Source organism: Pseudomonas sp. UBA2684 (assembly GCA_002354655.1).
Lineage (GTDB): Bacteria > Pseudomonadota > Gammaproteobacteria > Pseudomonadales > Pseudomonadaceae > Aquipseudomonas.
Map to the genome: position 1 here is coordinate 1 of DELY01000034.1, position 22,398 is coordinate 22,398.

23 protein-coding genes and 1 pseudogene are annotated in these 22,398 nt (G+C 57.3%); 2 read left to right on the forward strand and 22 right to left on the reverse strand.

The window, feature by feature from the left end:
* Nucleotides 1–10: 10 nt before the first annotated feature.
* From gmtX to B3M58_RS11005, 6 genes and pseudogenes are all read right to left on the reverse strand, one after another.
* The gene (gmtX, locus tag B3M58_RS10980; RefSeq protein ID WP_296219091.1) at nt 11–391 is read right to left on the reverse strand and encodes a gamma-mobile-trio protein GmtX; all 381 of its coding nucleotides are present in this window, start codon (nt 389–391) and stop codon (nt 11–13) included.
* Complete coding sequence (locus B3M58_RS10985) at nt 384–3,863, reverse strand: VPA1269 family protein (RefSeq protein ID WP_296219093.1); 3,480 nt, start codon at nt 3,861–3,863, stop codon at nt 384–386. The genes gmtX and B3M58_RS10985 overlap by 8 nt, the downstream gene beginning before the upstream one ends.
* A gap of 20 nt (nt 3,864–3,883) precedes the next feature.
* Nucleotides 3,884–5,272 (reverse strand): gamma-mobile-trio recombinase GmtY, encoded by a 1,389-nt coding sequence (gene gmtY / locus B3M58_RS10990; RefSeq protein WP_296219094.1) that lies wholly within the window; start codon nt 5,270–5,272, stop codon nt 3,884–3,886.
* Between the two features lie 168 nt (nt 5,273–5,440).
* Nucleotides 5,441–5,557, reverse strand: a pseudogene (locus B3M58_RS10995) (radical SAM protein); the annotation flags it as partial.
* 7 nt (nt 5,558–5,564) lie between these two features.
* Nucleotides 5,565–6,533: a GTP 3',8-cyclase MoaA gene (locus B3M58_RS11000; protein ID WP_296219095.1), complete on the reverse strand. Its 969-nt coding sequence runs from the start codon at nt 6,531–6,533 to the stop codon at nt 5,565–5,567.
* A gap of 90 nt (nt 6,534–6,623) precedes the next feature.
* Nucleotides 6,624–7,262 carry a TetR/AcrR family transcriptional regulator gene (locus tag B3M58_RS11005; RefSeq protein ID WP_296219096.1) on the reverse strand — a complete coding sequence of 213 codons (639 nt, stop codon included), beginning with the start codon at nt 7,260–7,262 and terminating at the stop codon, nt 6,624–6,626.
* Between the two features lie 75 nt (nt 7,263–7,337).
* On the opposite strand from B3M58_RS11005, the gene B3M58_RS11010 reads away from it, so the two are divergent.
* Complete coding sequence (locus B3M58_RS11010) at nt 7,338–8,516, forward strand: aminotransferase class V-fold PLP-dependent enzyme (RefSeq protein ID WP_296219097.1); 1,179 nt, start codon at nt 7,338–7,340, stop codon at nt 8,514–8,516.
* A gap of 196 nt (nt 8,517–8,712) precedes the next feature.
* Here the strand turns inward: B3M58_RS11010 and B3M58_RS11015 are convergent, their stop codons facing one another.
* The 13 genes from B3M58_RS11015 to B3M58_RS11075 all read right to left on the reverse strand — a co-directional run bounded on the left by B3M58_RS11015 (nt 8,713) and on the right by B3M58_RS11075 (nt 18,778).
* The gene (locus B3M58_RS11015; protein WP_296219099.1) at nt 8,713–9,495 is read right to left on the reverse strand and encodes a TatD family hydrolase; all 783 of its coding nucleotides are present in this window, start codon (nt 9,493–9,495) and stop codon (nt 8,713–8,715) included.
* Nucleotides 9,496–9,565: 70 nt separating this feature from the next.
* The gene (locus tag B3M58_RS11020) at nt 9,566–9,922 is read right to left on the reverse strand and encodes a PilZ domain-containing protein (protein WP_003245164.1); all 357 of its coding nucleotides are present in this window, start codon (nt 9,920–9,922) and stop codon (nt 9,566–9,568) included.
* Between the two features lie 37 nt (nt 9,923–9,959).
* Nucleotides 9,960–10,946, reverse strand: a complete 987-nt coding sequence (locus tag B3M58_RS11025) for a DNA polymerase III subunit delta' (protein WP_296219112.1) — start codon at nt 10,944–10,946, stop codon at nt 9,960–9,962.
* Entirely contained in the window at nt 10,939–11,571 is a 633-nt protein-coding gene (tmk, locus tag B3M58_RS11030) for a dTMP kinase (protein ID WP_296219113.1), read from the reverse strand. Before tmk ends, B3M58_RS11025 begins: the two co-directional genes overlap by 8 nt.
* Nucleotides 11,572–11,580: 9 nt before the next feature.
* Nucleotides 11,581–12,633: an endolytic transglycosylase MltG gene (gene mltG, locus B3M58_RS11035; protein ID WP_296219114.1), complete on the reverse strand. Its 1,053-nt coding sequence runs from the start codon at nt 12,631–12,633 to the stop codon at nt 11,581–11,583.
* Nucleotides 12,634–12,636: 3 nt separating this feature from the next.
* The gene (pabC, locus tag B3M58_RS11040) at nt 12,637–13,452 is read right to left on the reverse strand and encodes an aminodeoxychorismate lyase (protein ID WP_296219115.1); all 816 of its coding nucleotides are present in this window, start codon (nt 13,450–13,452) and stop codon (nt 12,637–12,639) included.
* Nucleotides 13,452–14,696, reverse strand: coding sequence for a beta-ketoacyl-ACP synthase II (gene fabF / locus B3M58_RS11045; protein ID WP_296219116.1), 1,245 nt, complete (start codon nt 14,694–14,696; stop codon nt 13,452–13,454). Before fabF ends, pabC begins: the two co-directional genes overlap by 1 nt.
* 109 nt (nt 14,697–14,805) lie before the next feature.
* Nucleotides 14,806–15,039: an acyl carrier protein gene (gene acpP / locus B3M58_RS11050; protein ID WP_058066290.1), complete on the reverse strand. Its 234-nt coding sequence runs from the start codon at nt 15,037–15,039 to the stop codon at nt 14,806–14,808.
* 196 nt (nt 15,040–15,235) lie between these two features.
* Entirely contained in the window at nt 15,236–15,979 is a 744-nt protein-coding gene (gene fabG, locus B3M58_RS11055; RefSeq protein WP_296219118.1) for a 3-oxoacyl-ACP reductase FabG, read from the reverse strand.
* A gap of 16 nt (nt 15,980–15,995) precedes the next feature.
* On the reverse strand, nt 15,996–16,934 hold the full coding sequence (fabD, locus tag B3M58_RS11060) for an ACP S-malonyltransferase (RefSeq protein ID WP_296219120.1): 939 nt from the start codon (nt 16,932–16,934) through the stop codon (nt 15,996–15,998).
* Nucleotides 16,935–17,040: 106 nt separating this feature from the next.
* On the reverse strand, nt 17,041–18,051 hold the full coding sequence (gene plsX / locus B3M58_RS11065) for a phosphate acyltransferase PlsX (protein ID WP_414704077.1): 1,011 nt from the start codon (nt 18,049–18,051) through the stop codon (nt 17,041–17,043).
* A gap of 3 nt (nt 18,052–18,054) precedes the next feature.
* On the reverse strand, nt 18,055–18,237 hold the full coding sequence (gene rpmF, locus B3M58_RS11070) for a 50S ribosomal protein L32 (protein WP_025167420.1): 183 nt from the start codon (nt 18,235–18,237) through the stop codon (nt 18,055–18,057).
* Between the two features lie 13 nt (nt 18,238–18,250).
* Nucleotides 18,251–18,778 carry a YceD family protein gene (locus tag B3M58_RS11075; protein WP_296219129.1) on the reverse strand — a complete coding sequence of 176 codons (528 nt, stop codon included), beginning with the start codon at nt 18,776–18,778 and terminating at the stop codon, nt 18,251–18,253.
* Nucleotides 18,779–18,887: 109 nt separating this feature from the next.
* Between B3M58_RS11075 and B3M58_RS11080 the strand changes: the two genes are divergently transcribed.
* Nucleotides 18,888–19,466, forward strand: coding sequence for a Maf family protein (locus B3M58_RS11080; protein ID WP_296219131.1), 579 nt, complete (start codon nt 18,888–18,890; stop codon nt 19,464–19,466).
* A gap of 63 nt (nt 19,467–19,529) precedes the next feature.
* Here B3M58_RS11080 and B3M58_RS11085 read toward each other — a convergent pair whose 3' ends face one another.
* Genes B3M58_RS11085 through rluC form a run of 3 tightly spaced genes read right to left on the reverse strand, consistent with a single transcriptional unit; the run spans nt 19,530 to nt 22,141 of the window.
* Nucleotides 19,530–20,510: a S49 family peptidase gene (locus B3M58_RS11085; protein ID WP_296219133.1), complete on the reverse strand. Its 981-nt coding sequence runs from the start codon at nt 20,508–20,510 to the stop codon at nt 19,530–19,532.
* The gene (locus tag B3M58_RS11090) at nt 20,500–21,195 is read right to left on the reverse strand and encodes an HAD-IA family hydrolase (protein ID WP_296219136.1); all 696 of its coding nucleotides are present in this window, start codon (nt 21,193–21,195) and stop codon (nt 20,500–20,502) included. The genes B3M58_RS11085 and B3M58_RS11090 overlap by 11 nt, the downstream gene beginning before the upstream one ends.
* Nucleotides 21,188–22,141, reverse strand: a complete 954-nt coding sequence (rluC, locus tag B3M58_RS11095) for a 23S rRNA pseudouridine(955/2504/2580) synthase RluC (RefSeq protein WP_296219245.1) — start codon at nt 22,139–22,141, stop codon at nt 21,188–21,190. The genes B3M58_RS11090 and rluC overlap by 8 nt, the downstream gene beginning before the upstream one ends.
* Nucleotides 22,142–22,398 lie beyond the last annotated feature (257 nt).

Sequence of the window (22,398 nt, forward strand, 5' to 3'; positions counted from 1 at the left end):
CAGTTTTCGGTCAGCAGCAACAGGCACGCAACTCTTTGGCAAGCAGGGTGACGCTTAGTCGCAGCACAGGATCTTCAATCATATCGATCCAACTATTGGAGACGGGCGCTGCACTGGATTTCCCTATAACCGAGATCAACTTCCATGCCTGGATCAACTCACGGTAATGCGCTCCCGTGGCGTTGACTATGGATTTCTCACCAGGCACAGATAGACCGCGATCTTGACCAAGAGTAATGATGGTCTTGTAGGAAAAATCCGAAGAGTTGCGCTCATGCAGTAATCGGCACACCTCATTCAACGCATGTAGGCTGCGTTTGCGGCGTGCATCGCTGGCCTCATGGATCAGTCGCTCGTAGGTTTCCTGTGGTGAAATTAGTTGCTCACTCATAAACCGGAATCTCCTGAAAAATCTGGTGAGCACTATTTGGGCTAGAAAGGAGCTGCCGAATCTCCGTGGAGATGCGCGTCAACTCGGGTTCATGTGTATCAATATCGAGCAACATCAACTCACCAGAAAAAAGATCATCGATCTTTTCCCAAGAGCCCAGCCGCATGAGCAGAAGCCTATTAAGCTCATTAGCCACAATAATTGTTTGTTCGTGACTGAGCCTAAACATGGCAGGCGGCAAACCATTATTTTCGGCCATCCGGTCGATAGCCTGGGAAATCAGAGGCGCAGCACGAGAGGCATTGGCTGACTTGTAGATGGCCGCGTTCTGGCAGATTTCGGCAAGCAGGTGATATCCCGTATCTGACTCCTCGTATGCGACACCTATTTCATGCACGTCTCCAGAAATGATTAGCCTGACGTCACTATCGGAATCAAGATTATTTTGGTTGATCAACTTCAGGCAACTTTGAATATGACCATTGAGGGCGGAGTAGTCCCCTAGCAAACTGTCAAGCTTTCCAGCACTGCAATGTTGATTGGATACCGCTTGCTTACGTTCCATCTCACGGAGGAATGGCTCGCCGTTCTGACAGGTGTCATAGTGCTCTTGTTCCAGCTCATCCAACTCTGCCGTATATCTCTGATAGCGGTTACTTTCCGTGGAAATTTCCAGCCCTATTTCATTTGCAAGCGAGACGAGCCCGCCTAGGAACGGAACACCAGTGATAAAGAATCTACACCTAGGGCAATTCTTCTGGCCGAGATAGCCAGCCTGAACAGGGCTATACAGAGACTCGACTTTCCTCTCGACAACAACTTCGCCACCCATATAGCAAGCAGCACCTGACATGGGGCAAATGCCACAATCAGATACAACACATGCCGTTCTAGGAACATCAGACTCGATAAAAAAACGATTCCCATCCGTCGCAATGAGTTGATCGCGCACGGAGTGAAGCCCACCGAGACTGATCGCCTCAGCGCTACGCTCTGCGGATCGATGTGCTGCTAGCTTTTCCACCTCATCCATGGGCCGCCGCATTTGCTCGCCGCTCAGCCTTATGTAATAGATTGTCATCACCAACGAGGTGTGTCCGACTAGTTTAGAGATCAAGTGAATGGGGGCATCACCATCTGCAATGAATGCAGTTATCAAGCTAACGCGCAGACTGTGCGGGGTATACGAACTAACGAATCTATTTTTCTGACCTTCGCTAACTGTCGCCAAATCCTCATGCACACGCTGAATGCGGTATAGCAAGGCAGGCAATGCGTGCGAGAACGCAGTGGTTGTCTGCAAAACCTGATCCACAGCTTCAGTGCGAAACAAGAAACATTGTGTTCCCCGTGCTTTGAGGATTTTTACGTTGGTTTCGGCCCGAAGATTGACGTCAACCCATTCAGTCGGCTTGGAAATAGGATTGTATTTGGCCTGCCAATCACGCAGTAACAAAAGCCAATACAGGAGATCATCAGGTATCCATTCGACGTCATACCCCCCCTCAGAACGCCCACTCTTGTTGGTGGTTATATAGAGTTTCGGTATACCCTTGTGACCCTTTTGCACGACAGCCTGAGGGCGACTCTTTTTGCTACCCTTCCCCGCCAACGGGCCAGTATTCTTTTCCCAGCGAATCGAACCACTGGCATCCAAAATAGCTATTTCGTTATCAGCCTCGCCACTGTCGAGCCACAAAATCTGTTGGCCTCGCAGCGGAAAACGCAGCAACATGTAGAGAGCAATAAACCGTACAGGCGACCAAATTTGATAAGAATCCATTACTACTCGATTACCGTTGCGATAGCGATCAGCATTTTTTACTTCGCGCCAAATACAATTCGAGTCACTCCTATCAATTTGCGACTGATCAACGTATATCCAATCAGTACGACTATTAAAGAAGTCTTGCAGATGCGGTAAGTCCATCAAAGTTGGCCGTGTCTGCAAGGACGCATCGCTGTTAGGCACTAAGAAATTACGCGCACGCAGGATATACTCGTAGCCAAGTGGAAACTTAGTTGACTGAGAGGGCCGATAATTTTGCAAACTGTCTGAAAATCCAGCAAGCACTGTAACGAAAGGATTTCGAAAATCTGGAAGAACAATACGTTCATCACCGTCCTCGTCGGTGCAATCCTCGTCAAGCAACCATTGGAAAAAACCAGTAATAGCGCTGTGATACGGTCTCTGCGTCGACTCTGCCTGACTCTCGATCAACTGCGTGTACACAGTGGTATTAAACTTATGGCTTCGCAACAGCGGATATTTGGAGTCGTCTGGTAATTTCAGGGGTTGATAAAAACCATTCAACAACACTTTGATAGCAGCTCGTTTAGTCGTGATATTTGTTTGAGTCTTCAGCCAACGCTCAACATCGGCAAGCACTATCGGGTAGTCAGATGAATAATCGTTAATTTTGTCTTGACCGAGAAATTCATAATTGTCAGTCCAGCCAGCGTTGGCATAAAGCCTTTGCGGGTCGGCGGGTAGCCTTGGATCTTCTCGATAACGTGCTCTGTATTCACCCATGTGTTGAATATTTAGCGCTTGGGCCGCTACTTTGGCCTCGGTGTAAGTGGTGTAACGGTTGGGTTTTTGTCTGCTGAAAAAATCATAATTACTCACCCAGCCAGCATTATCATAAGTAGCACGGGGATTAGAAGGCAGCATCGGGTCTTCCCGATAGCGTTCTTTGTATTCACCCATATATTTAATATCTAACGCCTGGACTGCTGCTTTTGCCTGGGCGTAAGTTGCATACAGGCTGGGCTTCTCCTTACCCAAGAAGTCAAACCAGTCTGTCCAACCGGAGTTGATATAGAAACGATGGGGGTTAGAATGCAGTCTTGGATCTTGGTTATAGCGCGCATAGTAGTCGCTGCTATTTTCAATACCCAGTATTTGGGCTGCTGCCTGCGCCTCAGCGTAGGTTGCGTACCACTCCGGCTTTTCCTTGCCCAAGAAGTCAAACCAATCTATCCAACCGTTGCTAGCATAGAAAGCCGATGGGCTAGCAGGTAGCCTCGGGTCTTGGTGGGAGCATGCAATATAGTTATTGGCCGATCCGATACCTAGCGCTTGGGCCGCCACTTGCGCCTCGGCGTAAGTGGTATACAGATCAGATTTGTTCTTGCTAAGAAAAACGTACCAGTTTACCCAACCCATGCCAGCATAGGAGGATTGAGGACAGGCAGGCAACCTCGGGTCTTTCCAATAACGTGCGTTATAGTCGTTAATATCTTCCATACCCAGCGCTAATGCCGCCTCCTGAGCCTCAGCGTAGGTTGTGTACCTGTCAGGTTTGTCCTTACCCAAAAAATCAAACCAGTCTGTCCAGCCGGCATTGAGATACACACGATGCGGACATGAAGGTAACCTCGTGGCTGTTACATAGCGCACCCTGTAGTCCTTGACGCTTTCGATACCCAGCGCTTGAACTACCGCCTGCGCCTCGGCGTAGCTGTACAAGTCCACCCTTTTCCCTGGCATTATTTTTCCTCCCTGCCAAGTTGCAGTACTTCGACATTTGCGTGTTGCTCAGAAAGTCGCGACTCCATTTCAATCATACGACTGCGAAAATCCGTTGAGGTCGGCACCGTATAAGTCTGGCTCGATTCAATCGATTTGTGATGCATCGCGGTTTTGATACTGATCGCCGGGGCTCCAGCTGCTGACATGCGTTGGCCATAGGCATGTCGATGACCATGCGGCGTCGTGCCCTGAAGCTTTCCGTACTCTAGACCAATTCGTTCTACTGCTAGCTGGTGAGCCTTGCGGAACATGCGATGCGAGTACGGTCGACCATTGCGGCTAGTAAATGCATAAGGGTGCTGGTCGCACATTGCTGGCTTTACCCGCTGTATCAGGTGGTAGTCGCGCCACAGCCGAGCAAACGTCTGCCCGGCAAAATGGGGAAAAAAAAAGACTTCAAAACACTTACGAATTGGATCGGTAAGTAGTGCGTCTTTCCAGCCAAGGAACAGAGGGTCGATAGCTTTTACCAAACGATTGCGCGGCAGCATTCCAAAGCGTTTTTGCAGGTACGAAGCTCGATTAGTTTTTCCGTCCGGGGCGAGCCCGTACTCCGGATGATATACACGGACGATCACTTCTCCATTCTCAAGCGTCACATCATCACTCCAAAGTGAAAGCGCTTCAGATAGCCGTAAACTGCCGTAGTGCATAAGCAACGTAATAAGAACATTGCGAAGATCTATTGGGCCGCGCCGGTCTCTCGCAATCCTGCGGAAGCCCTCAGTGAACAACAGATTGAGCTTTTCTACTGGGAATGTTTTTGCGGGAGTAAGATCATCAATAGGCAACCCTTGGGAGCGCACCACCCTAGATTGATCGGTCTGTGGCGCTCGGCGAAACAGGTGAGAGAGAAAGGCGTTGTCTCTCCGATGCGAGTAAGCAGCCCAATTCAACCGCTGCTCATGCCGAGTCGCGTTCCTCCATGGGTTGAGTTGGAGGTCGGTATCTTCATTGATCGCTGAAAGCCAGTCCGTAAATCGAGTGATGTGGCCGATCAGCTTACTGGCATCATCAGGCTGCCTTGGCTGCCAATAAAGCCCTGACGGATCACGCCCCCCTCCACTCGTGCCGGTATAAAGAGCATTTGAAAACGACGTAAATAGCTCCCTCGGCTTTTCGAAGAAACCTTGATTCGCCTCCATGAATTCGAGCAGCAATTGAATCGCAAAAGTTGCAGCATCTTGCCATGAGCGACTTTTGCGCCGATTCAAATACATATAACGGACAAACTGATCAAGCACTCCATGCTCAGTAACTACGACAGGCAAAACATCTTGCATACCAGTCGCGTCGCCGATGATCGTTCTGTACTCGCGATGGGATGATTCGAAGAAGGTTTTCATCGAGCTGCACCAAAAAATTGGGGACTACCTGTACCGTTCAGGGGTAACTCTAGTAGTAAAAAATGCGTGCAGAAGATTATTTTTGCTGAGATTTCTATTTTCTACGGCATAGGGAGGAAATTCAGAGGGGCTTTCACGATAGTTTAGGAGTCAAATCAGGGGTAACTAATCACAGAAGGTACAGTGGTTCCAGGAACAGCCGTTGGTCACCGGCAGGATCAGCGAATGCGCCTCGCTCGGCGGGCGGAAGACCGGCTCGATATAGGCAATGGGAAACTCACTCACGGGGCCGTCATCCTCCAATGATCTTCATGACGGTCACCCCGCCGGAGAAGGCAACGTCCTGCTTGTCGCCGAGCGCCTTGACCAACAAGCGCTGCAAGGCCGGCAAGGCCTGATGACGCGGTTTATCGAGCAAGTCGCCGACATAATGGCGGTTGCTTGACGATAGACAACCATGCAACCAACCGGTCGACGACAAGCGCAAACGTGAACAGGTACGGCAGAACGGCACGCTTTCATTGGCGATCACGCCGAAAAACCCCTGCTGCGGAATCTCATAGCGCAGCGCGGTGGCATCCAGCGGCGCATCGGCCTGGGCAAAGCTGTAGCGCTCGCCAATCATGCTCAACAGTTCGGGCATGCCGACGAACTGCTGCAGGAAGCTGTTGCCGTCGCGTGCCAGGTGACCCATGCGCATCAACTCGATAAAGCGCAACTCGAAGCCACGCTCCAGGCAATAGTCGAGCAACGGCAGCACCTGATTGAGGTTCTGCCCACGCAACGGCACCATATTGAGTTTGATCTTCAATCCCGCCGCGCGGGCCTCTTCCAGCCCAGCCAAGACACTGGCCAAATCGCCACCCCGCGCAATCACACGAAACGCATTGGTATCGAGGGTGTCCAGGGAAACGTTGAGACGGCGGATGCCGCTTTCCAGCAGCAGCGGTAGCTTGCGCGAGAGCAATTGACCGTTGGTGGTCAGGCTGATCTCGGCCAAACCCAATCGACCGACCTCACGCAGAAACACATCGAGTTTCGGGCTGACCAGCGGTTCGCCGCCGGTGATACGCAGACGTTCGATACCGGCGGCTTCGATCAGGTAGGCCACGCCACGCACCATGGCTTCGGCGGAGAGTTCATCCTGCGCCGCGACCAAACGCTTACCGTCCGGCACGCAGTAGGTGCAGGCGTAATTGCAGGCAGCGGTCAGGCTGATGCGCAGGTTACGAAAACGTCTGCCTTGGCGGTCGACGATCATGGAAAGCTCCGGCGAGTGATAGCTCGGAGTATATCGCTGCAACCGGTCTCAGCACATGCGCGGCACGTGCTATAGACCGGCTGAATAGGGTCAGCTCGACGGAGCGTCGCCATCGCGCTTGCGCTTATTGCCCATGCGCACGCCGATATCCATGAGGAACTGGAAGAAACCTTCCTGATCTTCCAGCACGTTGCTCCAGAACGGCGAGTGGTACAGCGCCACGGCGCCATGCACCAGCGCCCAGGCGGCGCAGTAGTGGAAGTACGGCGGCACGTCTTCCAGCTTGCCCTCGGCAATTCGGCCTTTGATCAGCTGGGTCAGGCGCTCGAAGTTGGAGGCGCGAATTTTGTGCAGCTGCTCGACCATCTCCGGCACCTGATTGCCCTTGACCACCTTTTCTTCGAGGCGGTCGAACAAACGGTAGCGCTGCGGATCACGCATGCGGAACTCGAAATAGGCGCGCGACAGCGCTTCCTTGTCGCGATCGACGTCGGCCGAATGCAGCAACTCGTTCAAGTCGCGCTCATAATCGAGCATCAGGCGCAGGTAGATTTCCGCCTTGGACTTGAAGTGTTTGTAGATGGTGCCTTTGCCGATACCGACAGCGTCGGCGATCATCTCGACGGTTACGCTGTCTTCCCCCTGCTCGAGAAAGAGCTTCAGGGCGGTGTCGAGGATTTCTTGTTCGCGGCGACGAAACTCACGAACTTTACGAGGTTCTTTCTGCATAAAGAGACTAAAGGGTCGAAAATCGAAGCCGCGTATTATGCCTAAATGCCGCTAAATTGCACGGATCATCCGACCATGTACGCCATTCATGACGAGTTTCCGCAACTTCCTGAAATACGTTACCTGAACCACGCCGCCGTCGCCCCGTGGCCACAGCGCGCCGTGCTGGCAGTTCGCCGCTTCGCCGAGCAGAACGCGCAAATCGGCGCGCGTGACTATGCGAGCTGGTTATTGGTTGAGCGCAGCCTGCGCGACCGCTTGGCACGCCTACTCAATGCACCGTCCAGCGCCGATATCGCATTGGTCAAAAACACCTCCGAAGCCCTGTCGTTCGTCGCCTTCGGCCTCGACTGGCAGCCCGGCGATCAGGTGCTGATCAGTGACGAAGAGTTTCCGTCCAACCGTGTGGTGTGGGAGGCGCTGAAGCCGCTCGGGGTCGAAGTGATTCAGGTCAACCTGCACAACGGCGACCCAGAAACCAACCTACTCAATGCCTGCGGACCACGCACTCGTCTGCTGTCGATCAGCGCAGTGCAGTTCGCCAGCGGCCTGCGCCTTGACCTCGAGCGCCTGGGCCATGGCTGCCAGCAACGCGGCGTGCTGTTCTGCGTCGATGCGATCCAGCAACTCGGCGCCCTGCCCTTCGATGCCCAGGCCTGCCAATGCGCCTTCGCCATGGCCGATGGGCATAAATGGCTGCTCGGCCCGGAAGGCCTGGGCGTGTTCTATTGCCGCAGCGACCTGCGCGCACAACTGAAACTGCATGAATATGGCTGGCACATGCTGGAACACGCCGGCGACTACCAACGCAGCGACTGGCAACCGGCACGCTCGGCCCGGCGTTTCGAGTGCGGCAGCCCGAACATGCTTGGCGCCATGGCGCTGGAGGCCAGCCTCTCATTGCTCGAAGAGGTGAGCATGGCCGAAGTTGGTAAAGCCCTCGAGGCCCGCGTGCAATGGCTGCTCGATGGCCTGGCGGGTATCCCAGGCGTCAGCCTGCACAGTCCGCGCGATCCGGCGCGGCGTGCCGGAATCGTCACATTCAGCCTTGCCGGCTGGGACAATCAGGCGCTCTTTGCGCAGCTCAAAGCCGCACAGGTCATTTGCGCGCAGCGCGGCGACGGCATCCGCTTGTCACCGCATTTCTACAGCGAGGCGCGGGTAATCGAAGAGACGTTGCAGCTGCTGCGCCAGTTGGCAACAGGATGCGGACTCAGCAGCAGCGCAGGTATTCCAAATCTGTTTAAAAAATGAGCTGAACCGGCCTGGACGATCAGCAAACTTCGCCAATACTGATGGGTACTGGTGTGCGGCATCTCCCCCCAAGTGCCCCACCAGGCAAGGTACCGTGGACCGCGTACCTTGATTTACTCCTAATGGTCTTAACCCGGATTCATCCCCCAGAGTCCGGGTTTTTTTTGCGCGTAATTCAGTACGCGCCCAGCTATGGCTAAGCGACTCGTGCCAGCGGAAACAGCCGTTTGAAGTTCGTGGTGGTTTGCTCGGCCAGCTCCTCGAAACTGACGCCGCGTAGCACCGCCAGGTAATCCGCCACCTCACGCACATACTCCGGCAGGTTCGGTTTGCCACGGTGCGGCACCGGGGCCAGATACGGCGAATCGGTTTCCACCAGCAGGCGATCGACCGGCACCTGGCGCGCGACGTCACGCAGCGCCTCGGCATTGCGGAAGGTGACGATACCGGACAGCGAAATATAAAAACCGATATCCAGTGCGGCCTTGGCCATTTCCCAGTCTTCGGTAAAGCAATGCAGCACGCCGCCCTGCGGCAACGCGGCCTCGCGCAGCAGTTTCAGGGTATCGGCGCGCGCTTCGCGGGTATGCACGATCACCGGCTTACCGGTGACCTGGGCAGCCTGCAAGTGCAGGCGAAAGGCTTCCTGCTGCAATTCAGCGGCTTGCGGCTCGTAGTGGTAATCCAGGCCGGTTTCGCCGATGGCCACCACCCGCGGGTGGTTCAACTCAGCCAGCAACCAGTCCAGGGCCGGCGCCGCGCCCGGCTGAAGATCCAGTGGGTGAACCCCCACCGAACAATCGACATCGGCATAACGATCGGTCACTGCTTTAACCGCGGAAGCATTCTCGGCGCTGACGCCAATGCACAAAAAATGCCCGACACCGCGCGCGCGCGCAGCATCCAGCGCCGCATCAAGAGAGCCGTTGTAAGCAGCCAAGTCGAGACGATCGAGGTGACAGTGGGAATCAACCAGCATGGATAGCAATCACTTGAGAATCAGTGCCGGCATCGACACCGCGAGCCCTAGGCTCTGAGAACGACATGGGTCACATGGTATGAGTCGGACGGTCCGACTTCAGCGCACCCGCCAGGTAGGTTTCGATCTTGTTGCGCGCGGTGTTGTCGCCGTCGTTGAACTGCACGCCGACGCCCGCGGCACGATTGCCCTGCGCGCCTTTCGGGGTGATCCACACCACTTTGCCGGCAACCGGAATTTTTTCCGGCTCATCCATCAAGTTGAGCAGCATGAACACTTCATCGCCGAGCTTGTAGCTCTTGTTGGTCGGGATAAACAGCCCGCCGTTCTTGATAAAGGGCATGTAAGCGGCATAGAGCACGGATTTGTCTTTGATGGTCAGAGACAAGATTCCGTTACGCGGACCCAGATTAGGTGGCAAGCTCATGCGGCATTCCTGGTTTTTAGCACGTGAGGGCCCGATTCTAGCCCGGTCCGGGCAAGCTTGCCCACTGCACCAGCAAGGCTTCGAGAAGCAAGACACGGTTGAGGTTGGCTTTGCCGATGACTTTATGGCGCTGCGCCAGCAACCAGTCCTGCATCGTCAACACCTTGGGTTGCGCCGTTTTCTCCGCGAGATACTGCACAACCTTGCGCATATCGGCTTGCCCCAAGCCGGCTTCGTCGCGGGTCATCTGATAGCGCAACATCAACTGCGCCCAGTCGCAGAACCAGTCGAACAACAACGGCAGCGAAACGGCATTCCAACTCTCGGCCAACTGGCTCGGCGCAATCTGCTGCTTGAGCAGTTTCTTGATGCCCTCGACCACCTGCGCTCGCTGCTCACGCACGTCTTGCGACTGCATGCGCACCGCCGCCAGTGGCGACCCCGCAGACAGACAGAGCAACTCGCGGTGCTGCTCGTCCGTGCATTCGGGTAAGGCCTGAGCCAGCCAGGCCAGGCTCATGGCCTCGCTGGGTAATGGGCAGGCCTGCTGCACGCAACGACTCTTGACCGTCGGCAGTAAACGGCTGGGCTGGTGACTGATAAGCAGCAATACCGTGTCGCCGGACGGCTCTTCTAGACTTTTCAGCAAGGCATTGGCCGCATTCGGGTTCATCGCCTCGGCCGGCTCGACCAATACCACCTTGCGGCCGCCGAGTTGCGCCGTTTGCACCACGAAATTGACCAGCTCGCGGACCTGATCGACCTTGATCGCCTTATCCGCTTCTTCCGGTTCCAGCACGAAGTTATCGGGATGAGTACCCGCCGCCAGCAAATGACAGGCCTTGCACTGACCACAGGCATCCAACCCAACCGGTCGTTGACACAACAGCCGCGCCATCAGGCGCTCGGCGAGCGACCGCTTACCGATGCCCGCCGGGCCATGCAGCAGGTATGCATGGGCGTGCTGCGCGCGCCCGGCCAACTGCTGCCACAGCGCGGTTTGCCAAGGGTAGGCATCAGCCACGGCACAACTCCACGATAGCCGGCAGCAATTCATCCAGCGCGTGCTGCACCTGGCTCAGTGATTGCGCCGCATCCAGAATTTTATAGCGTTGCGGCGCTGCCTGGGCGCGCTGCAGGTAGGTGTGACGCACGGCATCAAAGAAGCCACGGCCTTCCTGCTCGAAACGATCCAGCCGCCCTCGTGCAGCCGCGCGGGCGAGGCCAATCTCCACCGGCAGATCGAACACCAGCGTCAGATCGGGACGCAGATCGCCTTGCACAAAACTTTCCAGCACACCGATACGCGCCTCCGACACCCCACGCCCACCGCCCTGGTAGGCGTATGTGGCATCGGTAAAGCGGTCGCAAAGCACCACACAACCGCGCGCCAGCGCCGGACGAATCACCTGCGCCAGGTGCTGAGCCCGCGCCGCGAACACCAGCAATAATTCGGTGTCGGTCGCCATCACCTCATCGCTCGGCGCCAACAGCAACTCGCGCACCCGCTCCGCCAATGGCGTGCCGCCGGGCTCACGTGTCAGCAGCACCTCGATGCCCTGCTCGCGCAGGCGCCCGGCCAGGTAATCGCGGTTGGTGCTTTTGCCGGCGCCTTCCGGGCCTTCCAGGGTGATAAACAAACCGCTCACGGGCTGTCCTTATTGATTGCTTGGCTGTACGGGGGCGGGGCTGGAACGATAATCCGCACGGCGATTGAGTTGGTACTCACGCACCGCGCGATTGTGCGCCTCGAGGGTGTTGGAGAATACATGGCTGCCATCGCCGCGAGCGACGAAATACAAGCTCTTGCCGGCCACCGGATGCAGCGCCGCGTTAATCGCTTCACGCCCGACCAGAGCAATCGGGGTCGGCGGCATACCGTCAATCACATAGGTGTTATAGGCCGTTGGCTCACGCAAATGGGCACGCGTCAGTTTGCCGTTGTAGCGCTCGCCCAGACCGTAGATCACCGTCGGATCAGTTTGCAGGCGCATGCCGATGCGCAGTCGACGGACGAAGACCCCAGCGATCTCGCCACGCTCCTCCGGTACCCCGGTTTCCTTCTCGATCATGGAGGCCATGATCAACGCGTCATAAGGCTCTTTGTAGGGCAGCCCATCAGCACGCCCTGCCCACTCTTCAGCCAAAACCTGTTCGAGACGGGTATACGCCTGCTTGAGCAAATCAAGATCGCTCATGCCCCGGACAAACCGGTAAGTGTCTGGGAAAAAACGCCCCTCGGGGTTGACGCCGGGCTGCCCGAGACGCGCCATCAATTGGGCATCGCTGAGCGCTGTCAGGGTCAATTCGAGCTTGTCCTCACGCGCCATCGCAGCGCGCACCTGACGGAAGCTCCAACCCTCGACCAGCGTCAGGCTGTACTGCACCACCTCGCCACGCCGCCACAGCCCAAGCATATCTCGCACCGTCAATTGCGGTGTCAGGCGGTACTCGCCGCTGTGCAGCGGTTGCCCCTGCAAATTGAAGCGCCAGTACAGCCGCAACCAAAACGCACTGTGCAGCACACCATCGGCTTCCAGGCGATTGAGCACGCCACCCGGCGTGGCACCGGCAGGCACTTCCAGCAAACGCTCTTCAGTCAGATTCAACGGCTGTTCGAGCGCCGAGTGTTGCTGCCAAGCGACAAAAGCCACAAGCAGGCCAGCAAGCAACACGCCGCCTTCCAGCAGCAGTAATAGTTTGCGTATCACAAATCAGCAGTCCAGTAGATCGCGGGCAATGGCTTGCAGTTTACGGGTGAGCGGGCCGACCGGCCAGTCGTGTCCTTGCAGCGCACGCACAGGCCACACCCCATAGAGACTGTTACAGAGAAACACCTCATCGGCGGCCAACAAGTCCGCTAGGCTGATATCGCGCACAGTGCATGCTAGCCCCCGCCTGCCTGCCTGCGCCAGCAACTCGGCCCGCATCACTCCGGCGACGCCGCAGCGCGACAGCTCGGGGGTTTGAAGGACGCCGCCGGTGGCCAGAAACAGATTGCTGTAGACGCCCTCGACCACCCGCCCTGCTGTATCCAGCATCAAGCCTTCGGCATGTTCCGCGTCCTGCCATTCGACACGCGCCAGCACTTGCTCCAGACGATTGAGGTGCTTCAAACCAGCCAGCACCGGCTGCTCGGCCAGACGTGTAACACAGGGAAACAGACGCACCCCACGCTCGGCATGCTCGTGCGGGTAGACGGGCTTGGCGCTGCCTTGCAGGATGCGCCGTGACTGCGAGGGCGACGGCGGTGCATAGCCACGCAAGCCATCGCCACGGGTCACGATCAACTTGGCAACGCCATCACCCAGTTCACCACTGAACGCCAGCAATTCGGCACGTACCAGCGCCAGGTCAAGGGCGATCTGCAAGCGCGCACAGCCATCGGCAAGACGTGCGAGATGGCGTTCGAGCAAGGCGGACTTGCCGCCACTCACGGCGATGGTTTCGAACAGACCATCGCCGTAGGCCAAGCCACGGTCCCTGACGGACAGCAGCTCAGCCGGACGACCGTCGATCCAGCTTGGCATCAACCGACAAACCGGCGGAACACCAGCGAGCCGTTAGTACCACCAAAGCCAAAGGAGTTGGACAGCACCACATCGATCGGCATGGGCTTGGCCTGATGTGCGACGAAATCGAGGTCACAGCCCTCGTCAGGCGCATCCAGGTTGATGGTTGGCGGCGCGACCTGATCACGCAATGCCAGCACGCTGAAAATCGCCTCTACGGCGCCGGCAGCGCCTAGCAGGTGCCCGGTCATCGACTTGGTCGAACTGACGGCGAGCTTATAGGCATGCTCGCCGAACACCGACTTGATGGCCGCGACTTCGGCCTTGTCACCCGCCGACGTTGATGTGCCATGTGCATTGATGTACTGCACCTGATCCGCCGTAATCCCCGCATCGCGCAGCGCATTGGCCATGCAGCGCGCAGCACCGGCGCCGTCTTCCGGCGGCGAAGTCATGTGGTAGGCATCGCCGCTCATGCCAAAGCCGATCAGCTCGGCATAAATGCTCGCACCACGCGCCTGGGCGTGCTCCAACTCTTCCAGCACCAGCGCACCGGCACCATCGGACAACACGAAACCATCGCGGTCCTTATCCCATGGCCGGCTGGCTTTCGTCGGATCATCGTTGCGAGTGGACAGCGCACGTGCCGCGGCAAACCCACCGATGCCCAAACCACACGCGGCCATTTCCGCACCGCCAGCCACCATCACATCGGCTTCGCCGTAGGCAATATTACGCGCCGCCATGCCGATGCAATGCGTGCCCGTGGTGCAGGCCGTGGCAATGGCGTAGTTAGGCCCCTGCAAACCCAGATGGATCGACAGGAAACCGGAAATCATATTGATGATCGAGCCCGGGACGAAGAACGGCGAAATCCGCCGTGGCCCCTGCTCGTGCAGCGACTTGCAGTTGTTCTCGATATTAGTCAAACCACCAATACCGGAACCGAGGGCCACGCCAATGCGCTCGCGATTGGCGTCGTTCACTTCCAGACCCGAATCGCGCACCGCCTGAAAGCTGGCGGCCAGACCATACTGAATGAATAGATCGAGCTTGCGCGCCTCCTTGGCGGACAAGTACTCCTCGACATTGAAGCCCTTTACCGAGCCACCAAAGCGAGTGGAATAGGCGGAAAGGTCCATATGCTCGATCGGGCCGATGCCACTGCGACCGGCCAAAATGCCCTGCCAGCTGCTCGGCACATCGTTACCCAGCGGCGACAACATGCCCATACCGGTAACCACGACGCGTCTACGCGACACAGCAATCTCCTCTTATTCGGTTGTTCGACGCATGGAATGCGCCTAAAGAAAAGCCGCACGCCCATACAGGCAGTGCGGCTTTTCCGAGTCGGGAACCGACGAATACGTCTTACGCGTGAGCGGTAACGTAGTCGATCGCTTCCTGAACGGTGGTGATCTTCTCGGCTTGTTCGTCCGGGATCTCGGTCTCGAATTCTTCTTCGAGAGCCATCACCAGCTCAACGGTGTCAAGAGAGTCGGCACCCAGGTCTTCAACGAAGGAAGCGCTATTGGTTACTTCCTCTTCTTTGACGCCCAGTTGCTCGGCAACGATTTTCTTGACGCGCTCTTCGATGGTGCTCATACCTTGTTCTCACTCCTAATGGGACAAATCCAGGCCACTGTTCTGCGGCCAAGTGTATATAAAGGGTTTTTAGCATTTCAAGCTGAATGCCGGGGTGCCCCACGAACACTTCAACGATCTGTCTAGAAACCTATTGCAGCTTTATAACGGATTTTAGACAGCATCTATGACAGTTTTCTGAAGCCATCCGTCACATTCAGCTCATGTACATCCCGCCGTTCACAGGGATAGTAGCGCCTGTAACGTAAGCCGCGCCATCAGAAGCGAGGAAAGCGACCACTTTTGCGATCTCTTCGGCCTGCCCCAAACGGCCCAACGGAATTTGAGTCAGCAGCGCGTCACGCTGCGCTTCCGGCAATTCGCGGGTCATATCGGTGTCGATAAAGCCCGGTGCCACAGCGTTCACGGTAATCGCCCGCGAACCCACTTCACGCGCCAGCGCACGGCCGAAACCTTCAAGGCCGGCCTTGGCAGCTGCGTAGTTGACCTGCCCGGCGTTGCCCATGGCACCCACCACCGAACCGATGTTGATGATGCGTCCGTAACGCGCCTTGGTCATGCCGCGCAGCACCGCCTTGGTCAGCCGGTACAAGCTGCTCAGGTTGGTATTGATGACATCGAACCATTCGTCATCCTTCATCCGCAACATCAGGTTATCGCGGGTGATACCAGCGTTATTGACCAGGATCAACGGCTGACCAAGATGTTGCTGGATATGTTCGAGGGTACTGGTAACCGACTCACTGTCGCTGACATCCAGCACCAGGCCTGCGCCCTCGATGCCGTGCGCCTTCAGTGTTTCAGCGATGCGCTCGGCACCCGACGCAGAAGTCGCCGTACCGATGACCACTGCACCTTGCCGCCCCAACTCCAGGGCGATGGCTTGACCGATCCCGCGGCTCGCGCCGGTAACCAGAGCAACCTTACCTTGCAGGCTCATAAAAACCTCTCCTCAATCAGGCCAGCGTCGCGCGTGCGGCGGCGAAGGCGTCCGGGGTATCCAGATTATGGGTATTGATGCCTTTGACGCAGCGCTTATTCAGCCCCGACAAGACCTTGCCTGGGCCACATTCGAGCAAATCGGTCACCCCTTGCTCAGCCAGACAGACCATCGACTCAACCCAACGCACCGGGCTGTATAACTGAGCCAGCAAATTGCGCTTGAGGCTGTCGAGATCGGCCACGACCGCCGCACTGACGTTTTGCACCAAGGGGATCTGTGGGGACTGCCAGGCAATAGCCTCGACCGACGCAGCGAAACGCTCGGCAGCCGGACGCATCAGATCGCAGTGCGACGGCACGCTGACCGGCAGCGACATGGCGCGCTTGGCACCACGCGCCTTGCACGCGTCAATGGCGCGCGCAACGGCAGCCGCCCCACCGGCGATAACCACCTGGCCCGGCGCATTGAAATTCACCGCGCTGACAACCTCGCCTTGCGCTGCTTCAGCGCAGGCAGCCAGCACATCGGCATCCTCAAGCCCGAGGATGGCCGCCATGCCGCCCTGACCAGCAGGCACCGCCTGCTGCATCAACTGACCACGCAATTCGACAAGTTTCACCGCATCGGCAAAAGGCAGACTGCCAGCGGCGACCAGCGCCGAATATTCGCCCAGACTGTGGCCGGCAACAAATGCCGGGCGCGCACCACCCTCGGCCAGCCACAGGCGCCACAAGGCAATAGAGGCCGTGAGAATAGCCGGCTGGGTCTTGTCGGTTTGGTTGAGTTGTTCTTCCGGCCCCTGCTGAACCAGGGCCCAGAGGTCGTAGCCGAGCGCCGAGGACGCCTCGGCGAAGGTGTCGAGCAGCGCGTTCTGCTGAGCACCGTGCTCGGCCAACATCGCCAGGGACTGCGAGCCTTGGCCAGGAAAGACGAATGCGAGGGATGCAGACATGTAAAGAGGTCCCTTAATGGTCTAATCGTCGGGAAAATTGACGCCCGGTATAGCCAAGCGCAACAAACTGACAGTTGGATGACAGGCCGCCAGTTGCGGTCACATCCTAGAGCAACAGATCTTCGAGACGACCATGCAAGCGTTGCGGCAAGTTTTCTTGGATCTCCGTCAAGGCACGGCGAATGGCGCTTTTGAAGTCCTCCGCACCAGCGGCTCCGTGGCTTTTCACGACGATACCCTGCAACCCGAGGAAACTTGCGCCATTGTGCTGCGCGGGCGCCAAGCCGGCCTGCAAACGTCGCAGTAATGGCAACGCCAGGGCTCCCACCAAGCGCGAGGCTAGCGTTTCCTTGAACAGCACCTCGATACGGGCAGCAATCATCGCCGCCAATCCCTCGCTCGACTTGAGCAGGATATTGCCGACAAAACCATCGCACACCACCACATCGGCCTCACCACGGTAGAGCCCATCTCCCTCGATAAAACCGATGTAGTTAAGCCCTTTGGCCTGCTGCAACAAGCTGGCGGCCAACTTGACCTGTTGATTGCCCTTGATATCTTCAGTGCCAACATTCAGCAACGCCACACGCGGGCCAACAACCCCCAATGCTTCAGCCGCCACTGCCCCCATCACGGCAAACTGATACAAGTGCTCGGCACTGCAATCGACATTGGCCCCCAGGTCGAGCAGATGACACGCCCCGCGCTGAGTCGGAATCGCCGTCACCATGGCTGGGCGATCGATGCCAGGCAGGGTTTTCAGCACATAACGCGACAACGCCATCAATGCACCGGTATTACCCGCACTGACGCACGCACTTGCGCGCCCCTCACGCACCAACTCCAACGCCACACGCATCGAGGAATCCGGCTTGCCACGCAAGGCCTGCGACGGCCGCTCGTCCATACCGATCACTTCGCCAGCATGCTTTACCTGCAGACGCGCGCGATCGACAGCGGGATGCTGAGCAAGCAAATCTTCAATAAGGGGGGATTGGCCAACCAGGACCAGGTGCAGCGAGGGGTATTCAGCCAGACAGGCAATGCTGGCCGGAACAACGCAGTGGGGACCGAAGTCCCCACCCATTGCATCAATCGCGATGATCGGAGCGGACAAGGATTACTCGTCAGCGCCCTTGTCGATCACTTTGCGACCACGGTACACACCTTCCGGCGATACGTGGTGGCGCAGGTGAACTTCACCGGTGCTCTTCTCGACGGACAAGGCATTACCCTCGAGGGCATCGTGCGAACGACGCATGTCGCGGGCGGAACGGGATTTTTTGTTCTGCTGAACAGCCATAACTAATTAACTCCTAAACGTTTGGGTCACGCTTTAACTGCGCCAATACACTGAACGGGTTGGACCGCGTTACCTCGTCCTCGCTCGGTTCGGGCTCATCAAGGCCCGCCGGCTGCTGGCAATCTTTAGGGTCATGAGCCGGGACAATGGGCAAAGCGAGCAAAAGCTCTTCTTCAACCAAGGCCAGCAGATCCAATGGATCTTCACCCATTTCCAGCACGTCATAGCCTTGCGGCACAGACTGGGTATTCGCACCTTCTTTCACCACAGCGTAATCGCACGCACTGTGGATCTGCAGAGCGACCAGGTCCAGACAACGCTGGCAAACCATCTTGACTTCAACCTCAAGCTCGCTGTGTAGAACCACAGCATTACGCTCGTCGCGCTCGAAAGAAAACTTCGCGCGCACCATGCCTTGGTTATCGGCAAGCGGGTCGCAGAGTCGCGGCAAATCAGCCAGCAGCAACTCACCCGTAAGGATGGTGCCACGATCAGCAAGTTTGCGCGGATCAACGTGAGGTGGAATCGGGCCATTCGACATAGGCGCCGCATTCTAGGGATGCGGCCGGCACCTGTCAAAGGGAAATTCAGCCTGTCCAGCATCTAGGACGACCGCTAGAATCGCCGCCTGAACCGTAAGGAAGAAACACATGCTGCCATTGGTACTCGCATCCAGCTCACCTTACCGACGCGAACTGCTGGCCCGCCTGCAACGCCCATTCAGTTGTAGCACGCCAGCCATCGACGAAACCCGCCATCCGGACGAGGACGCCGCAACGCTGGTCCAGCGCCTGGCTCGGGAAAAGGCACAGGCACTGCAAAACAGCCATCCACGGCATCTGATTATCGGCTCCGATCAAGTTGCCGTGCTTGACGGCCAGATTCTTGGCAAGCCCCACACCTTTGAGCGCGCCCGCGATCAGTTGCTTGCCGCCAGCGGCAAAAGCGTTATTTTCTTGACCGGCCTAGCGCTACTCAATAGCGAGAACCACCACTGCCAGGTCGATTGCATTTCATTTACGGTACATTTTCGCCCGCTGAGCGAGGCGCAAATAACCCGCTACCTGCACGCAGAGCAACCGTACGACTGCGCTGGAAGCTTCAAAGCCGAAGGCCTCGGCGTCAGCTTATTCCGCAGCACACAAGGCGCCGACGCCAGCAGCCTAATCGGCCTACCACTGATCCGCCTGGTAGACATGTTGCATAACGCAGGCGTGGAAATCCCCTAAAGCAGCCCCGCAAAAACAAAAAGCCCGGCCGCAGGGCCGGGCTTGTGCGCCACGCGGTAAGACCTAACGCAATACAGGCCCCTGAAACCCCATCCACAAGGCCAGGTGCTCGGCAACGCTGGCACCGAGCCTTTTCGCAAAGCGGTCAAACGGCGTTTCCTGCACAGTGAAGTCAACCAGCTCTTTTTCGCCGATCACTTCACGCGCAACATAACTGGTATTACCCAGCGCATCGATCAACCCCAACCGCAACGCTTGCTCGCCCGACCAGACCAGACCAGAAAACAGCTCCGGATGCTCGGCCGACTTCAAACGCTCACCACGCCCCTGCTTGACGCTCTCGATAAACTGCCGGTGAGTGGTCTCCAGTACACTTTTCCAGAACAGCGCCTCTTCTTCCTTAGGCGGCTGGAACGGATCGAGAAATGCCTTGTGCTCGCCCGACGTGTACACGCGACGATCGACCCCCAACTTCTCCATCACCCCGACAAACCCGAAACCAGCCGCCGTTACGCCGATGGAGCCCACCAAGCTGGCCTTGTCGGCATAAATCTCATCGGCTGCACTGGCAATGTAGTAGGCACCCGACGCCCCCAGATCGCTAATCACGGCATACAGCTTGATCGCCGGATACTCCGCACGCAGACGACGAATCTCGTCATAGATATAGCCCGACTGCACCGGACTACCACCCGGGCTATTGATACGCAAAATCACACCCTTGGTGTTGGCATCTTCAAAAGCCGCGCGCAGGCTGCCGACAATATTATCGGCACTGGCGGACTCCTGATCGGCAATCATCCCGCGCACCTCGATCAACGCGGTATGACTGGAACTACTGGCCGAACCCTTCTGCAAATTGAGCAGCGGCGCAAACAGCGCCAACGCACCGAACAGATAAAGAAACGTCAGCGACTTGAAGAAAATCCCCCAGCGACGCGCCCTGCGCTGCTCCTGCACACCGGCCAGCAGGGTCTTTTCCAGCAATTTCCAACTTTTGTCATCGCCCTGATCGGCAGCCGAGGCCTTCCATTCATCCGACATAATCATCCACCTCAACTCGTTGCTCATCCGCGCACCGCTCAAGCCAGGTACGCAATTCCGTGAAATGCTCCACTGCCAATACCGGATTGTAAGCGCGCAAGGCCAGCAAAGGTTGCGCACCATAACCCACTGCCACAGAGTCGATACCGGCACGCTGCGCCATCTGCAAATCAAATGACGAGTCACCCACCATCAACGCCTGCCGTGGCGCAACACCGCACTGCGCCAGAATTTCTTCCAGCATCAACGGGCTCGGCTTGCTCGCCGTTTCATCGGCACACCGCGTGGCATCGAAATACTCCAGCCAGCCGCGAGCTTCCAGCACCCGCCGCAAGCCATGCCGGCTTTTACCTGTCGCCACAGCCAAACGGTAGCCGGCCGCACGAAAAGCCGACAACGCCTCAGCCACACAAGGAAACAACGCCGAAGGCTGCGCTTCAAGCGCGAGGTACTGCTCGCTATAACAGCGCCGGAAGCGCTCGACGCGTGCCGCCTCGACGAGCTCCGGGTACAAGCTGCGGATCGCCTCTGGCAAACCGAGACCGATAATACCCTTGACCTGCGTGTCGCTGCGTCGCACCAACTCGCACGCATCGGCGGCACGGTGCATGGCCGTGACAATACGACCGATCGAATCGACCAGCGTGCCATCCCAATCGAAAATCAGCAGCCGATAGTCACGCACCCAAGCGCTCCAACGTGCGCGCCCACATCTCGTCGACAGGCGCCTCAAGCTTCAGCTGGCCGCCATCGGGCAGCGGCACGACCAACTCGTAAGCATGTAAAAACAAGCGCTTGCCGCCCAACTCACGAACTTCACGGGTGAAGTCGTCATCGCCGTACTTGCTGTCGCCAGCAATGCAATGCCCGGCATGCTTGCTGTGCACACGAATCTGATGTGTCCGCCCGGTTACCGGCTTAGCCTCGACTAAGGTGGCAAACTCGCCGAAACGGCGTAGCACGCGAAACACGGTCAACGCCTCTTTACCCTCGGGATTGACCTCGACCATGCGCTCCCCGGAACGCAGATTGCTCTTCAGCAAAGGCGCATTGACCTGCTTCTTGGCCGTCGCCCAATGGCCGCGCACCAAGGCCATATAACGCTTATCCACGCCATCGCCGCGCAAAGCCTCGTGCAGATGCCGCAACATGCTGCGCTTTTTGGCAATCATCAACAGCCCCGAAGTATCGCGATCGAGGCGATGCACTAACTCCAGGTCCTTGGCATCCGGCCGCAGCTGCCGAAACGCCTCGATCACCCCGTAATTCAAGCCGCTGCCACCATGCACTGCGATGCCAACCGGCTTATTCAGGACGATCAGCGCTTTGTCTTCGTAAACGATTGCCGCCTCCAAGCGCTGCAACAACCCCTGAGCCAGCGGCTCCGGCTCATCGCGCTCAGCCAGCCGCAAAGGCGGCACGCGAATGATATCGCCCGCCTGCAACTTATATTCCGGCTTGATACGCCCCTTGTTCACGCGCACCTCGCCTTTACGCAGGATGCGGTAAATCAATGTCTTGGGCACACCCTTGAGCTGAGTGCGCAGAAAGTTATCGATACGTTGGCCGGCGAGTTCCGGCGCAACCTCGAGCAGCTGAACGCCGGAGGTTGGAGAGGCAGGATTTGTCATCGCGCAATCATAACAATTTTTTATGGAATTGAAGCACTTAATCATTACTGCTATAGTCGCGAACGCCGCCAAAAGCGGCCTGGTTTGCGGATGATCGCCAAAACTGCCATCCCCAACCAACGCAACCCTTTCAGGACGTGAGGCCGTCCGACGGGACTTTCGCCGCAAAGGCCGCGAATAACTCGGAAATAAAGCCTTAGCCATGATGCGCGACCATCCCCACTGGACGGCCGCGGTAAATGCCAACCCGCTACGGA